The sequence below is a fragment of the Candidatus Marimicrobium litorale genome (genome assembly GCF_026262645.1).
In the GTDB taxonomy this organism is placed as follows: Bacteria; Pseudomonadota; Gammaproteobacteria; order Pseudomonadales; family Halieaceae; genus Marimicrobium; species Marimicrobium litorale.
This window is the reverse complement of record NZ_SHNO01000001.1, coordinates 1,842,884-1,857,236: the sequence shown is the minus strand read 5'-3', so window position 1 is coordinate 1,857,236 and position 14,353 is coordinate 1,842,884. Positions and strand designations below refer to the sequence as shown.

12 protein-coding genes are annotated in these 14,353 nt (G+C 58.2%); 6 read left to right on the top strand and 6 right to left on the bottom strand.

Annotation, left to right across the window (positions count from 1 at the left end; genetic code table 11):
- Positions 1-23: 23 nt before the first annotated feature.
- Genes EYC82_RS08275 through gatC form a run of 4 tightly spaced genes read right to left on the bottom strand, consistent with a single transcriptional unit; the run spans position 24 to position 3,543 of the window.
- Positions 24-314, bottom strand: coding sequence for a PA4642 family protein (locus tag EYC82_RS08275; protein ID WP_279249067.1), 291 nt, complete (start codon positions 312-314; stop codon positions 24-26).
- Between the two features lie 13 nt (positions 315-327).
- Positions 328-1,770 (bottom strand): Asp-tRNA(Asn)/Glu-tRNA(Gln) amidotransferase subunit GatB, encoded by a 1,443-nt coding sequence (gene gatB, locus EYC82_RS08270; protein ID WP_279249066.1) that lies wholly within the window; start codon positions 1,768-1,770, stop codon positions 328-330.
- Complete coding sequence (gatA, locus tag EYC82_RS08265; RefSeq protein ID WP_279249065.1) at positions 1,767-3,230, bottom strand: Asp-tRNA(Asn)/Glu-tRNA(Gln) amidotransferase subunit GatA; 1,464 nt, start codon at positions 3,228-3,230, stop codon at positions 1,767-1,769. The genes gatB and gatA overlap by 4 nt, the downstream gene beginning before the upstream one ends.
- Before the next feature lie 25 nt (positions 3,231-3,255).
- Positions 3,256-3,543, bottom strand: coding sequence for an Asp-tRNA(Asn)/Glu-tRNA(Gln) amidotransferase subunit GatC (gatC, locus tag EYC82_RS08260; protein WP_279249064.1), 288 nt, complete (start codon positions 3,541-3,543; stop codon positions 3,256-3,258).
- 227 nt (positions 3,544-3,770) lie between these two features.
- Here gatC and EYC82_RS08255 point away from each other — a divergent pair, with 227 nt between their 5' ends.
- The 6 genes from EYC82_RS08255 (at position 3,771) to EYC82_RS08230 (ending at position 12,445) form a co-directional block, all read left to right on the top strand.
- The gene (locus tag EYC82_RS08255) at positions 3,771-4,808 is read left to right on the top strand and encodes a rod shape-determining protein (RefSeq protein ID WP_279249063.1); all 1,038 of its coding nucleotides are present in this window, start codon (positions 3,771-3,773) and stop codon (positions 4,806-4,808) included.
- A 108-nt stretch (positions 4,809-4,916) separates the two neighbouring features.
- Positions 4,917-5,780, top strand: a complete 864-nt coding sequence (gene mreC / locus EYC82_RS08250) for a rod shape-determining protein MreC (RefSeq protein ID WP_279250669.1) — start codon at positions 4,917-4,919, stop codon at positions 5,778-5,780.
- Positions 5,781-5,783: 3 nt separating this feature from the next.
- Positions 5,784-6,272, top strand: coding sequence for a rod shape-determining protein MreD (gene mreD / locus EYC82_RS08245; protein WP_279249062.1), 489 nt, complete (start codon positions 5,784-5,786; stop codon positions 6,270-6,272).
- A gap of 1 nt (position 6,273) precedes the next feature.
- On the top strand, positions 6,274-6,891 hold the full coding sequence (locus tag EYC82_RS08240; RefSeq protein ID WP_279249061.1) for a Maf family protein: 618 nt from the start codon (positions 6,274-6,276) through the stop codon (positions 6,889-6,891).
- Entirely contained in the window at positions 6,884-8,362 is a 1,479-nt protein-coding gene (gene rng / locus EYC82_RS08235) for a ribonuclease G (protein WP_279249060.1), read from the top strand. Before EYC82_RS08240 ends, rng begins: the two co-directional genes overlap by 8 nt.
- Before the next feature lie 57 nt (positions 8,363-8,419).
- The gene (locus tag EYC82_RS08230) at positions 8,420-12,445 is read left to right on the top strand and encodes a YhdP family phospholipid transporter (protein WP_279249059.1); all 4,026 of its coding nucleotides are present in this window, start codon (positions 8,420-8,422) and stop codon (positions 12,443-12,445) included.
- Here the strand turns inward: EYC82_RS08230 and yjgA are convergent.
- Positions 12,417-12,923 carry a ribosome biogenesis factor YjgA gene (gene yjgA / locus EYC82_RS08225; RefSeq protein WP_279249058.1) on the bottom strand — a complete coding sequence of 169 codons (507 nt, stop codon included), beginning with the start codon at positions 12,921-12,923 and terminating at the stop codon, positions 12,417-12,419. The two genes, EYC82_RS08230 and yjgA, sit on opposite strands and share 29 nt — an antisense overlap.
- On the bottom strand, positions 12,916-14,268 hold the full coding sequence (mgtE, locus tag EYC82_RS08220; protein WP_279249057.1) for a magnesium transporter: 1,353 nt from the start codon (positions 14,266-14,268) through the stop codon (positions 12,916-12,918). Before mgtE ends, yjgA begins: the two co-directional genes overlap by 8 nt.
- Positions 14,269-14,353: the final 85 nt, after the last annotated feature.

Genomic DNA, 14,353 nt, shown 5'->3' with positions numbered 1-14,353 from the left:
GTGCCGTGAGAGGTGCGATCGTCTCAGCGAGCGCCGGCCGCTGTCAGGATAGCCCCATAGGGCGTGCCATGGCGATGGGTCGACACGATATCAAGAACCGTTCGTCCATCCTTGCCAGTGGCGTTGAGATCGCGCTTTTCGCCAAGGAAAAAGTTCACAAATAGCGCAAAGTCGGAGGCGCGCATGCTCTGGTAGGCTTTGAGCAACATGTGAAAATCTTCCGATGTGCCGTCATGGGAGCGCACGTTGAGGTAGCTTTTTACGTGATCCTCCGTCCAGACCTCGTCGATTACTTTTTCCTTGTCTTTGCGCATGATTGCTGCCTCTCTATACCAGCTTTTTAGCCAGTAGTTCGTTGACCATCTGCGGGTTGGCCTGCCCCTTTGATACCTTCATAACTTGTCCGACAAAAAAGCCGGTGAGTTTTTTGCGTCGGTCCTCGTCCGCTTCCAGGAACTGTTGTACCTGTTCCGGGTGACTTGCGATGACCTCGGCGATAATGCCCTCGAGGGCACCGCTGTCACTGACCTGCTTCAGGCCGCGGGCCTCTATCACGCTATCGGCACTGCCTTCACCCTGCCACATAGCCTCGAATACCTGTTTGGCAATTTTGCCGGAGATGCTGCCATCAAGTATTCGTGCAATCAGCCCACCCAGATCGGCCGCGGGCACGGGACATTGGGCAAGGCTTGTCTGATCCCTGTTCAGTTGTCCCAGCAGCTCGACCTGCACCCAGTTGGCGGCGATTTTTGCGTCGTTACAGGCAGCTACGACGACTTCAAAATAGTCAGCCAGCGGGCGAGTATCTGTCAGCACGCTGGCATCGTAGTTGCTCAGGCCGTAGGCCTCTGCGAAACGATGGCGTTTGGTGGTGGGCAGCTCCGGTAGAGTGTGCTGAATAGCCAGTATATAGGGATCATCTATCACCACCGGCAGTAGATCGGGCTCGGGGAAGTAGCGGTAGTCGTTCGCGACTTCCTTGCTGCGCATAGGTCGCGTTTCATCGCGCTGGGCATCGTACAGCCGGGTTTCCTGCACAATCGTGCCCCCGTCCTCCAGAATATCAGACTGGCGCTCGATCTCGTGCTGGATGGCTTTTTCTACAAAGCGGAAGGAGTTGACGTTTTTGATTTCTGCACGGGTGCCCAGCGTACTGCTCCCCTGAGGGCGCAAAGAGATATTGATGTCGCAGCGCATGGAGCCCTCGGCCATGTTGCCGTCGGAAATTTCCAGGTAGGTCACCAGGCTGTGCAATGCTTTCAGATACGCGACGGCTTCGGTGGCATTGCGAATATCTGGCTCCGATACGATTTCAAGCAGAGGGGTGCCAGCGCGGTTTAGGTCAATCCCGGACTGACCATGGTAGTCCTCGTGCAGGGATTTCCCTGCGTCCTCTTCGAGGTGTGCCCGGGTGATGCCGATACTGCGGGTGCTGCCGTCTGGCAAGCTGATTTCAAAGTTGCCCTCGCCCACGATAGGCGCTTCAAACTGACTGATCTGATAGCCTTTGGGTGAGTCAGGATAGAAATAGTTTTTACGGTCAAAAATCGAGCGTTTGCCGATTTTTGCCCCGATGCCCAGACCAAATTTCACGGCATAGTGCACGGCCTCGGCATTCAGCACCGGCAACATGCCGGGCATGGCGAGATCTACGGCGCTGGCCTGCGTATTCGGTTCGGCACCGAAGGTGGTGGCGGAGCCGGAGAAAATTTTGGAACGGGTAGCCAGTTGCAGGTGCACCTCTAGGCCGATGACAGATTCCCAGTTCATACGGCATGCTCCCCGTCTCCCGGGGTGCGCGTATGCCAGTCGGTAGCCTGCTGGAAGCGGTGCGCGACATTCAGCAGGCGGCCTTCCCCAAAATGGGGCCCGATCAATTGCAGGCCGACTGGCTTGTCCTGCACAAAGCCGGCGGGCAACGACATGCCAGGTAGCCCCGCTAGGTTCACTGCGAGGGTATAGACGTCTTCGAGGTACATTGAGACCGGATCGTTATCCTTGGCACCCAGCGCAAAGGCAGGTCCGGGCGTGGTGGGGCCCGCTATGATATCGACGGTCTGGAAGCAATCCAGAAAATCTTGCCGGATCAGTCGGCGGGCCTGTTGGGCTTTTTTGTAGTAGGCGTCGTAGTAGCCTGCGGACAGGGCGTACGTGCCGATCAGAATGCGGCGCTTGACCTCGTCGCCGAACCCTTCTTCGCGGGTGCGCGTGTACAGATCATGCAGATCCGCAGGGTCAGCACAGCGATGACCGTAGCGCACGCCGTCGTAGCGGGACAGGTTGGTGGAGGCCTCCGCTGGCGCGACGATGTAGTAAGTGGGAATTGTCAGCTTGCTGTGCGGCAGCGATACCGCAGTGAGCGTGGCGCCCAGTGTTTCCAGTTCTTTTAAAGCCAGGTGAATGCACTCGCCGGTAGCGCTGTCGAGCCCTTCTCCAAAGTAGGCGTCGGGCAGACCAATACGCAGCCCCTCGAGGCTTTTTTCGAGACCCGCGGTATAGTCCTCAACGGGCACATCGGAGGATGTGGAATCCCGTGGATCATGACCGGCCATGGTGTTCAGCATCAGGGCGCAGTCTTCTGCGGTGCGTGCCATCGGGCCACCCTGGTCGAGGCTGGAGGCAAAGGCAATCATGCCGAGGCGGGATACGCGGCCATAGGTGGGCTTGAGTCCGGTAATACCGCAAAAGGCCGCCGGCTGACGAATCGAGCCTCCGGTATCCGTGCCGGTTGCTGCCGGAGCGAGCCGCGCGGCCACCGCGGCGGCGGACCCGCCAGACGAGCCCCCGGGAACGCAACCGGTGTTCCAAGGGTTGTGCGCTGCGCCGTAGTAGCTGCTTTCATTGGAGGAGCCCATGGCAAATTCATCCATGTTGGTCTTGCCCAGAATAATGGAGCCTGCAGACCGAAAACGCTCAATGACGGTGGCATCATAAGGGGGCACAAAATTATCCAGCATGCGAGAGCCGCAGCTGGTCTTCAGGCCCTGCGTGCAAAAAATGTCTTTGTGGGCCAGCGGGATTCCCGTCAGGGGCGCTGCATCGCCGCCGGCAATGCGGGCGTCGGCAGCTTCCGCGGCAGCGAGCGCAGCAGCCTCATCCACGCTGATAAAGGCGTTGTAGCGTTCATCCAGGCGAGCGATACGCTCAAGGTAATTGCGGGTGACCTCTACGCTGGAGTACCTGCCTTCCCGCAGCCCCCGGCTTAACTGGCTTACTGTGTGATTGTGCATAAGTGTCCTGACGCGATATAAACGGCTACTCGATAACCCGGGGTACCAGAAAGAGGCCATCCTCTACGGCCGGTGCAATGGCCAGAAAGTCGTCCCTGCGATTGAGTTCGGTGACTTCGTCTGCGCGCAGCTGCTGGGTGGCGTCCAGTGGGTTGGCCATGGGTTCTACATTGCTGGTATCAGCCGCTTGCAGGGTGTCGACCATCTGCAGAATCTCAGTAATGCGTTGTGTGACCTCTCCGATTTCCTCGCCGGAAATACGAATGCGGGCCAGTTCGGCGATTTTCTCGATGTCGTCTTGCGCAATAGTCATGGTGAACTTTTCTGTTGGAGGCCAGACTCTGGTGGCAGGGGGCGTAAACTTATCACATTTGCGCCTTGCCCAAAATCCCCGCGGTTGGTACAGTTGCACAAATACGCCAACCCCTATAAATACGGCTCCGCGGTGACATTCTCGGCCGGAAAAAGCGGGTGCTTTGAGAGCGATTAATAAAGTCAGTCACGGGGTTCCCCGTGGCAGCCACAGGGTAACAGAAACTCATGTTCAAAAAGCTTCGCGGCGCATTTTCCAACGACCTGTCCATCGATCTCGGTACTGCGAACACGCTGATTTATGTCCGTGACAAGGGCATCATCCTGAACGAGCCCTCGGTGGTTGCCATTCGTACTCACGATGGGCAGAAAACGATCGAAGCGGTGGGCATGGAGGCCAAACGTATGTTGGGCCGTACGCCGGGCAATATCACTGCTATCCGCCCCCTGAAGGACGGCGTGATCGCGGATTTCGTGGTCACTGAAAAAATGTTGCAGCACTTCATCGCCAAAGTACACGAAAGCCGTTTTATCCGCCCCAGCCCTCGTGTGCTGGTGTGTGTCCCCTGCATGTCTACCCAGGTGGAGCGACGCGCCATACGGGAATCAGCGCTCAGTGCCGGGGCCAGGGATGTGCGGCTGATCGAGGAGCCAATGGCGGCCGCGATCGGCGCCGGTCTCAGTGTTGAGGAAGCCACGGGTTGTATGGTGGTGGATGTAGGCGGTGGCACGACAGAAGTCGCCATCATTTCGCTTAACGGCGTAGTGTACCGCGATTCCGTCCGCGTTGGCGGCGACCGTTTTGATGAAGCCATTGTGTCTCATGTGCGCCGGCGCTACGGCAGCCTTATCGGTGACGCCACTGCGGAACGCATCAAATTGGAGATCGGTTGTGCATTTGCAGGTAGTGACCTACGCGAAATCGATGTGCGTGGGCGCAATCTTGCGGAGGGGGTACCTCGCAGCTTTACCCTGGAGAGCGACGAGATATTGAACTCATTGCAAGATCCACTGCAATCGATCGTTTCAGCGGTCAAGTCTGCGCTAGAGCAGTCACCACCGGAACTGGCAGCAGATATCGCTGAGAGTGGCATCGTGCTCACCGGCGGTGGCGCTTTGTTGCGTGATCTCGACCGGTTGATCTCTGAGGAGACTGGCTTGCCGGTCATTGTGGCTGATGACCCGCTGACCTGTGTTGCCCGTGGCGGCGGTCTTGCCATGGAACGGATGGACCGTCGTACCATAGACCTGTTGTCAACGGAGTAGGGCGTGACGGTGGATGGTGTGCTGTGTGATGTCTCGCGGCGCTCTCTCCTGGCGATTCTCTTCCGCTTGCGACCCGCGGCATCGCTCGTCCCCTGCAGCTTTTGAGGAATCGAGATTAAACCGCTTTTTGTCAAAGAATCCTCCCTCGCCCTGCGCACACTGCTGGCTATCCTGCTTGCTGTGGGCCTGATCACTGCGGATATGCATTTCAATAATTTCAAATCCGGTCGTGCCGTGCTCGATTCGCTGGCCTACCCCATATTCTGGGTTGCCAACTTGCCCGCAACAGTTGGAGAGTGGACCGACACCCATATTCGCTCCCGCGCCAACCTGTTGGAGGATAATGAGCGGCTGGCACAGGAGAACCTGGTGTTGCAGGGGCTTTCCCAGCAAATGGCGTCAGTGCAGGCGGAGAACGCAAGGCTGCGTGCCCTGCTTAATTCCAGTGCGCTGGTGCGCGACGATGTGCTGGTGGCGGAACTGATTGGGGTCTCTCCCGATCCGGAGCGACAACTGCTGGTTCTGAACAAGGGAACGCGGGACGGTGTGTTCGTGGGCCAGCCCCTGATCGACGCCGATGGCCTGATGGGACAGGTTGTCGAGGTCAGTGGCGGTACGTCGAGAGCGCTGTTAATCACCGATGTGACTCACTCGGTCCCCGTGCAAATCAACCGTAATGGCGTCAGGGCCATTGTCGAGGGTGCTGGCGAAATCGGCGCCCTTGAGGTACGACATGTCTCTGCCACCACCGATATCGAACCGGGCGATCTGCTGGTGACGTCCGGTCTCGGAGAGCGATTCCCGGTAGGCTATCCGGTGGCGGAGGTAACAGACGTTGAGCGCGATACCGGCGAGGCCTTCGCCCGGGTCGTGGCGCGGCCCCGCGCGGCACTGGACCGGACCCGTCATGTGCTGCTTGTTTTTACGGCCCCCGCGGCGGCTCTGTCGGCCCCGCTTCCCGAGGAAGACTGAGGGGTGTCTGGAAGGCAGCGAAGCGGCTACGGGATCATTATGCTGACGTTCCTGGTGGCGTTCGTGCTGCTGGTGGTGCCGCTACCCGACTGGTTGCAGTGGGCGCGGCCCGAATGGGTCACACTGACCCTCATTTACTGGTGTATTGCACTGCCGCAGCGCGTCGGGATTATGGTCGGCTTGCTGGCGGGACTAGGCGTGGATGTGCTCGAGGGCTCGTTGTTTGGGCAACACGGTCTCGCTCTGGTGGTGGTGGCATTCCTCGCGTTGATCCTCTATCAGCGGCTGCGGGTCTACAGTCTTCTGCAGCAGGCGGCGGTGGTGTTTGTGCTGGTGGGCATCAGCCAGCTGTTGTGCCAGTGGGTGCAAAATGTCGATGGGGCCAGCGGCCTCCCGACGCTGTTTCTCCTGCCCGCACTGACCAGCGCTCTGGTCTGGCCGTTTGTCCTGCACATGCTGCGGGGTGTGCGGCGTCGATTCGAGATGGGCTGAGATGCCAGTTGGCCCGCTGATTTTGGCCTCTGCTTCGCCACGACGTAGGGAATTACTGGCGCAGTTGGGTGTCGAGTGCATCTGTGAGCCGGCTGATATCGATGAAACGCCCTATGCAGACGAATCTCCGGACGCCTACGTGCGGCGCATGGCACTGGAAAAAGCGAGTGCCGCCCGACGCCGGCACCGGGGCAAGCCGCAATGGGTGTTGGCAGCCGATACCACGGTAGTGGTCGATGGCGCTGTACTGGGAAAGCCGCGGGACAGGGAAGACGCTCTGCGCATGCTGGCTCTGCTCAGTGGCCGGGCGCATATCGTTATGACGGCGGTGTGTCTCAGCGGTGCCCGCGAAGAATCCACGGTGCTGGTGAAGACACGGGTGCAGTTTATCCCATTGACGTGGCATCAGTGCGAGGCCTATCTGGAGTCAGGTGAGGCATGGGACAAGGCCGGTGCCTATGGCATACAGGGATTGGCCGGCGCCTTTGTCGCTGGCATCGACGGGAGCTACAGCAACGTAGTCGGATTGCCTCTGTCTGAAACATGGCAGCTGCTGCGTGATCAGGGTATCCCCACTGCGCTGTCTCCAAAGGCATCGCCGGAGGCCTTCGATGAGTGAAGACATCTTGGTGAATTTTGCGCCGATGGAAACCCGCGTTGCGTTGCTGGACAACGGGGTTACACAGGATGTCTATATCGAGCGCAAGGGTATCCGCGGTCTGGTCGGCAATATTTACGCGGGGAAAGTCGTAAGAGTGCTGCCGGGCATGCAGGCAGCCTTTGTGGACATCGGCGCTGAGCGCACAGGGTTTATTCATATTTCTGATATTCACCAGGGTGCAGGGAAGGGGCGAGTCCTGCGCGCTGAGCCCCAGGGTGATATTACGGATCATCTGCACGAGGGCAAAAAAATTATTGTCCAGGTGATGAAAGACCCCATCGGTTCAAAGGGCGCTCGCCTCACCATGCAGTTGTCGCTATCGGCCCGCTACCTCGTATTTATGCCGCATGCGGATCGTGTAGGGGTATCGCAGCTAATAGTTGATACACAGGAGCGGCAGCGCCTGCAGGCGTTGTTGTCCGATTGTCTCGCACAGGAAAAGCCTGTGCTGGGGGGCGGTTTTATTCTGCGCACCGCAGCGGAAGGAGTGGGTGAAGCAGAAGTTGTGTCGGAGTTGCGGTTTTTGTGCCGCTTGTGGGTTGCGGTGTCGCGCCGCGCCGCTGCCGCCAGTGGCAGCGAACTATTGTACGAAGAGCTCTCCCTGGACCTCCGCACGGTAAGAGATCTTGCCCGTCCCGCGGTGCAGCGCATACTGATCGATTCTCGTCAGTGTTTCTCGGCGCTCGACGTGTTCTGCAGCGATTATTTGCCCGAAATGAAGCCTGTGCTGGAGTTGTATCAGGGCGAGCGCCCGCTGTTTGATCTATATGGAGTCGAAGAGACGATCGAGCGTGCACTGGATCGCCGGGAAGATCTCAAATCCGGCGGGTACCTGATTATCGACCAGACTGAGGCGATGACGACGATCGATGTGAATACCGGTTCGTTTGTCGGTAAGCGTAATCAGGCAGAGACTGTGCTGAAGACAAATCTGGAAGCGGCCAGTGTACTCGCGAGACAACTGCGGGTGCGAAATCTGGGCGGCATCATTATCATCGACTTCATCGATATGGAGTCTGCCGAGCATCAAAGGCAGGTGTTGCATGCATTGGAACAAGCGCTGTCGCGAGATCCTGCGCGCAATCAGGTGACGGGAGTGTCCGCACTCGGGCTGGTCGAGATGACTCGCAAGCGCACCCGGGAGAGCCTGGCCCATACGCTGTGCGAAACGTGCCCTGCATGCCATGGTCGAGGTGTACGCAAAACAGCGGAGACGGTCTGTCACGAAATCGTTCGCGAGATCATACGCGATGCACGCGCTGACGAAAGTGGTGCCTTAATGGTGCTGGCCGCGCAGTCGGTGGCAGAGCGCCTGCTGGATGAGGAGTTCGCCTATCTCGCAGAGCTCGAGGAATTGGTCGGCATGACGATCAGCGTTCGGACAGAGCCGGATTACAGCCAGGAGAATTTCGAGATCATTCTGCTCTAGACTGTAATTTATTGCTGCCGTGTTGGCAGTGTTACTTTTTATCGGTGAGACCTTTTTGTGGAGAGTGCCTTTTTCCATAAGCTTGGCAGCGTACTTTGGCGTGTTATTGTGCTCCTGCTTGTGGCGCTTGCGATTTACGTGAGTGCAGGACGCTTGCTCATGGCTAACTTGGAGCGTTGGCAGGTAGACATCCTGCAGGTAGTGAATAGCAATGTCCCCTTTATTGTTGAGGCGGGCCGGGTCAGTGGTCAGTGGCGCGGGTTTGCGCCAGAGATCATACTTTCGGATCTTCGTCTGAGTTTTGTGAGCAGCGGCGAAAACACCCTCGAGTTGTCCGAGGGGCGTGTCACAGTTGATGTGCTAAACAGCGTGCTCAGCGGCTCTGTGCAACTGACCCATGTGGTCTTTGTCGATTTAAACCTTCACGGTGAGTTAGACAGTGATGGCCGTTTTTCCCTGCGTGGGCTGGGAGAGGGAGAGGGTGCTAGCACGGATTTCCTGCGCGAATTCCTGCTCAACGTGGAAAACATGACCCTGCGCAATAATGTACTGCACCTCAGGACGCCCGCTGGCGGATCGCGTCGGCTGGGGCTGGATTTACGTCTTTCCCGGGATGGCAGCGAACGCCATATGGAGGCCCGGTTGACTTCTGCCCGGGGCACCGTGATATCGCTGCTGGCAGATGGAGTGGGCGACCCCACCCGGCCGGAGAGTTTCGTTGGCGAGTCGTATGTGGCGATACAGGCCACCGATCTTGCTGCGGCACGGGAGTTTATTTCAGCGCAGCCGCTGCCGGCGTGGGCGGAGGGTGCTTTGGAATTGCAGTTATGGCTGGGTTGGGACGCGGGTTTACCGAGCATGGAATTGCAACTGGAAGGTCGCGACTGGCTGATTTCCTCTGCCAACGATAGCTGGGAGCTGCCCGTGGAGCGCCTCGCCCTGCAGGCCAGCCTGGCGCGCTCCGATGCCCGTTGGTCCGTGACGGTGTCTGACCTTGCGCTCGAGCAGGATGAGGTATCCCTGGCGCTGCCTGCGCTGCAGCTGGGGATTGAAGGCAAAACCGCGCAGCTGCTGACCCGCGATGTGGTTTTGGAAGACGTCGCGGCATTGATGTCTGTATCGGCTGCGTTGCCGGCCCAGTTGCGCGATATTGCTGCTGCGCTGAATCCCCGTGGTCGCCTTCCCGCGCTTGAAATCACCCTCAGTGACATCGAAAAACCCCGTGATACGTGGCGCGCCAGAGCTAACTTCGACGATCTGGAGGTCGATTCCTACCGCGGGGCTCCCGGGTCCGATGCCATTAGCGGCTACGTCACGTTGTCACCGGGAGAGGGGTTGGTGACCATCGATAGTCAGAATCCTACCCTGGATTTCCCCTCGGTTTTCATGCAGCCACTGACCTTTGATGCACTGCATGGATCGCTGGCGATCGACTGGGATACGCAGCGCGTGCGCATTGATAGCGGTGTCCTGACCACGCAGGGCGAAGAGGGTACGGCGCGTGTACTGCTGGGCCTCGAAATACCAACCTCGCCGCTAAAGGCCGGCATCGAGATGGACCTGTTGGTCGGCCTGCAGGATGCTCATCCTACCCAACGAGTCAAGTATACGCCCTATGTGCTCAACGCAGGTTTACTGCAGTGGTTGCGCGACAGTATCGGCGACGGTGTTATCGAGCAGGGCGCCTTTCTCTGGCGGGGTAGCCTGAACAAAGACGCTCCGCAGTTGCGCACCGTGCAGCTCGCTTTCAATGTTGCCGATATGGACCTGACCTATCACTCTCTGTGGCCTCCCGTAACGGTGCAGGAGGGCGTGATTCTGATCGATAATACGGATGTTAGCGTCTGGGCCGATCGTGCTGTTCTCTATGATTCAGTGGTAGAGGATTTATCGGTTGAAACCTGGCTCGGTGAACAGAATGCGATATTGCTGGCACTGCAGGGTGAAGTGTCAGGCCCTGCGAAAGACGGTTTGCAGGTGTTGAACAACTCACCGCTGTCGGGCGTTGTCGGTTCAGCTTTTGTCAATTGGCAGACCGAGGGGCAGCTTCATACCCGTCTCGACATTCTGCTTAACCTGAGTGATGGCTCTGTGCCGCCAGTGGTCGAGGTGGTCACCCAGTGGCGCGATGTAGATATCATGATCATACCGGGCAACCTCGCCGTTGACGGAGTTTCAGGTCAGTTTGAATACAGCACCGCCCGCGGATTTGCTTCCCGTGATTTACAGGGTTTTCTGTGGGGGCAGCGCATCGCCGCGCAGTTTCGGCAAGAACACCCGGACGTAACCGACCGCTACGATGCGGCGCTATCGGTGCTGAATATTGATCTCGCAACCGTCGCGAACATGGCGGACGTGCGAGACTGGTTGCAACTGGACCTACTGGCTTTTGCCGATGGTCACACGCCTGCGATTGCCTCCTTGCGGGTAACCCCTGGCGAGCGATCTCTGCTGACGCTGCAGAGTGAGTTGCAAGGCGTGCAGTTGGACTTGCCACCGCCTTGGAAAAAGCTGCCTGAGCAAAGCCGCCCGCTAAAGCTGTCGCTGCTTCTCGGTGCGGGGACAATGCCCCTGTCCCTTTCACTTGGCGACGATCTGGCGCTTCTGCTGTCGATTGTGGAGGGACGTATCGATGGAGGTGCGCTGGGGTTGGAAACAACGCTGCCTGATATCGAGGCGGGTGTCCTGCGAGTGGTGGGCCATACACCGTTGGTCGATGTGGATGCGTGGCTGGAATTTGTTGATACCTACATTACGGCTCCCTCTCAATTGTCTGCTGAGCGGATTGAGTTAGCGGCACCGGCGCAAACCGCCGGATCGCAGATTCCGTTGCAACGCACACCCACGCTGCCTCATGCGGAAAGTTCCGGCGGGTTGCCCTTCGAGTTCGTCATAGACAATGTGCAGGCGGATCGTGCGGTGTTTGGCGGTACGTCCCTGCAGGATGTGACAGTGAAGCTGGTGCTGGAGGATACGCTGTGGCACTTTGCCATGGATAACAGCTGGCTGCGCGCAGAGTTGACACTGCCTCGGTCTCCCGCGCCTTATATCCTCGATATTGACTATCTCGATCTTGCGGGTCTCCCGCAAGTCGCTCCTTCCGGCGCCGGGGAGGCTATCGGCTTGCAGTTGCCCCCAATGGACATCACCCTGGGGAACCTGTACCACGGCGACGTACGCCTGGGTGACCTGGCTCTGGACTTGCACAGTGAGGCCGGGTTGATGCGTGCAGAGGGCATTACCGGGACTGTGGCTGGCACGCGTCTGCCCCCGGAGGCACCGGGGCAGTTGTTATGGCAGGCGGGCGGCGGCGGTTATACATCGCTCTCGGGTCATTTCGGTTTCGATGACCTCGGCGATACCCTTGAACAGCTCGGCTACCAGCGGATCGTGGAAACTGACGAGGGTGCCATCGAACTGGACCTGCGCTGGCCCGGGGCACCCTGGGAGTTTTCTGTTGCTACCGGTGAGGGCTCTGTGTTGCTTGATATTCAGTCGGGCAGTTTTCTCGACGTGCCCTCCGGCGCCCAGGGCGCGTTGCGTGTTGTCAGCATCCTGAATCTGGCCGATATTGTCAGCCGCCTTAGCCTTTCGCACATGTTTGAGTCAGGCATACCTTTCGACAGTGTGGAGGGCGAGATATACCTGCATCGTGGGACTGTGGAGGTGCCACTTGTGGAGGTAACGGGCGGCTCCAGTTTTCAGCTCAGCGGGCTGTCCGAGATCGAGACACGCAGTCTTTCAGGCGAGCTGGTCGCCACCTTGCCGGTAGCCAGCAATCTGCCCTGGATAGCTGCTCTGGCCGCCAGTATTCCGGTGGCGGCAGGTGTGTATGTGGTGAGTAAGTTGTTTGATCAACAGATGAGTAGACTCTCTAGCGCGGTGTATTCTATCGGTGGCACCTGGGATGACCCGCAGGTCAATTTCGATCGTATTTTCGACAACACGGCCGTCGGTGGGCCGGAGAATAATGCGCAACTGCGTACAGGGCTTGAACCTGCGACGCGAGTGTTGCCTGCGGCAATTCTGGAGCCGCCGGCAGATTCGATCCGTGTTAATCCTGCTCCTCAGCCAATGCCTTGAGGTAACGAAACAACTTGCGGCTCGCCGCCGGCGGTTTTTGTCTGGTGATCTCTCGTTGGTGTTGCAGGACGATTTGGCGCAGGTGCTGTCGATCTGCCTCGGGGAAGTGTGACAGGGCGAGTTCCACCCCGGTGATGCCTTGTTCCAGAATGTTGTCGCGCAGTTGTTCCAGCATATGAAACCGGTTGACCTGTTCTTCGTGCTTGCCATGCATCGCACGCAGGGCCGTTTCAATAGGCTCTGGATCGATGGTGCGCATCAGTTTGCCGATGTACTGGAGGTGGCGTTTGCGGGCGCTGTTGCTGCGAATCTGGCGACACTCTCTTATTGCTGACAACAGTGCGTCATCGTCAATAGACAGTTTATCCAATGCCGGCTCGCTCAGCATGGTAAGGGATTCGCCCAACGCTTGTAGCCGGTGCATCTCTCGCTTTAGCGCACTTTTACTCGGTGCGTCATTGGGCTCGAGGTCAGGCATAAAACAGGGTGGCGAGGCCGAGGAAAGACACGAAACCCACCACGTCGGTTACGGTAGTAAGAACAACCCCCCCGGCGATAGCAGGGTCGATATGAGCCCTGCTCATCAGCAGCGGTATGAGTGCACCCGTGAGTGCCGCGGTCACAAGGTTGATAATCATGGCGGCAGCGATTATCACTCCCAGTTGCCAATCGTTGAACCACAAAGAGGCTGCGACAGCGACGACGGAGGCCCATAACAGCCCATTTAACAGGCCAATGCTCAACTCGCGATTGATCAACCAAAATTCGTTGTTACGCTGCACCTGCCCCATGGCGATACCGCGCACCATCAGTGTCAGGGTCTGGGTGCCCGCGACTCCTCCCATGGACGCCACAATTGGCATCAACACGGCCAGTGCAACGACTTTTTCTATGGTGTCCTGGAACAGGTTGATGAACGAGGAGGCGATAAAGGCGGTCAGCAGGTTAATACCCAGCCACACCGTCCTGCGCGGTGCAGCCCGAGCCAGCGGAGCGAAAGTGTCGGCATCCTCATCCAGCCCCGCCATGGACATGAGTGAGCGGTCGGCGTCCTCCCGAATAACATCTACCACGTCATCAATCGTGATACGCCCCATGAGTTTGCCGTTCCCATCGACAACCGGTGCAGAAACCCAGTCATTGCGCTCGAACAGACGAGCCACCTCAGTATCAGGCATGTCGACTGGAATCGGTTCGACATCGGTACTCATCATTTCCCTGACCGAGGTGGCCGGGTCAGAAACCAACAGTGTGCGCAGAGAAAGTAGACCGATAAACTGGTCTGAACGGTTGACTACAATCAGGTTGTCGGTCATTTCGGGTATGGTGTCGTGGCGTCGTAAATAGCGCAGTACAACATCCAGTGTGAGCCGAGCCCGGATAGTGATGGTGTCGGTATTCATCAGGCCGCCAGCAACGTCGTCCGGGTAGTGCATGACACGTTCCAGCCTCGACCTATCCTGCTGGTCCATTGCTGACAGTACTTCGCGAGTTACGTGGCCCGGCAGTTGCTGGAGAATATCAGCGATATCGTCGTCTTCCAGACCGACGGTCAGCATTTTCACCTCGGCGGCATCCATGTCCTCAAGAAACTGGGCTTGCAGATCGTCGCCCAGTTCGCCGAGGATCTCGCCCTCGCGCTCGATGTCCACCATTTGCCAGAGTATGTGACGGAATTTGGGTGAGGAGGATTCGAGCAGATGCGCCACGTCGCCAGGGGCAAGGCCATTGAGCATGCGACGGGCATCGACCAGGGTGCCGCTGTTGAGTGCATCAGACAGCTTGTCCAGTTTTTGTCGGGAGGTTGTTTGATTTTGAGCCATACTCCTCCCCAAAACGATCACTCGGCGGATTGCAGGCGAATTATCCGGAAAAGCACCGTCTGCAACAATGTGATTAGTTACGCTA

What these genes read in the sequence shown, in the direction of transcription:
- EYC82_RS08275 (WP_279249067.1), bottom strand. Translation starts at nt 314, where the DNA reads ATGCGCAAAGACAAGGAAAAAGTAATCGACGAGGTCTGGACGGAGGAT.
- gatB (WP_279249066.1), bottom strand. Translation starts at nt 1,770, where the DNA reads ATGAACTGGGAATCTGTCATCGGCCTAGAGGTGCACCTGCAACTGGCT.
- gatA (WP_279249065.1), bottom strand. Translation starts at nt 3,230, where the DNA reads ATGCACAATCACACAGTAAGCCAGTTAAGCCGGGGGCTGCGGGAAGGC.
- gatC (WP_279249064.1), bottom strand. Translation starts at nt 3,543, where the DNA reads ATGACTATTGCGCAAGACGACATCGAGAAAATCGCCGAACTGGCCCGC.
- EYC82_RS08255 (WP_279249063.1), top strand. Translation starts at nt 3,771, where the DNA reads ATGTTCAAAAAGCTTCGCGGCGCATTTTCCAACGACCTGTCCATCGAT.
- EYC82_RS08240 (WP_279249061.1), top strand. Translation starts at nt 6,274, where the DNA reads ATGCCAGTTGGCCCGCTGATTTTGGCCTCTGCTTCGCCACGACGTAGG.
- rng (WP_279249060.1), top strand. Translation starts at nt 6,884, where the DNA reads ATGAGTGAAGACATCTTGGTGAATTTTGCGCCGATGGAAACCCGCGTT.
- yjgA (WP_279249058.1), bottom strand. Translation starts at nt 12,923, where the DNA reads ATGCCTGACCTCGAGCCCAATGACGCACCGAGTAAAAGTGCGCTAAAG.
- mgtE (WP_279249057.1), bottom strand. Translation starts at nt 14,268, where the DNA reads ATGGCTCAAAATCAAACAACCTCCCGACAAAAACTGGACAAGCTGTCT.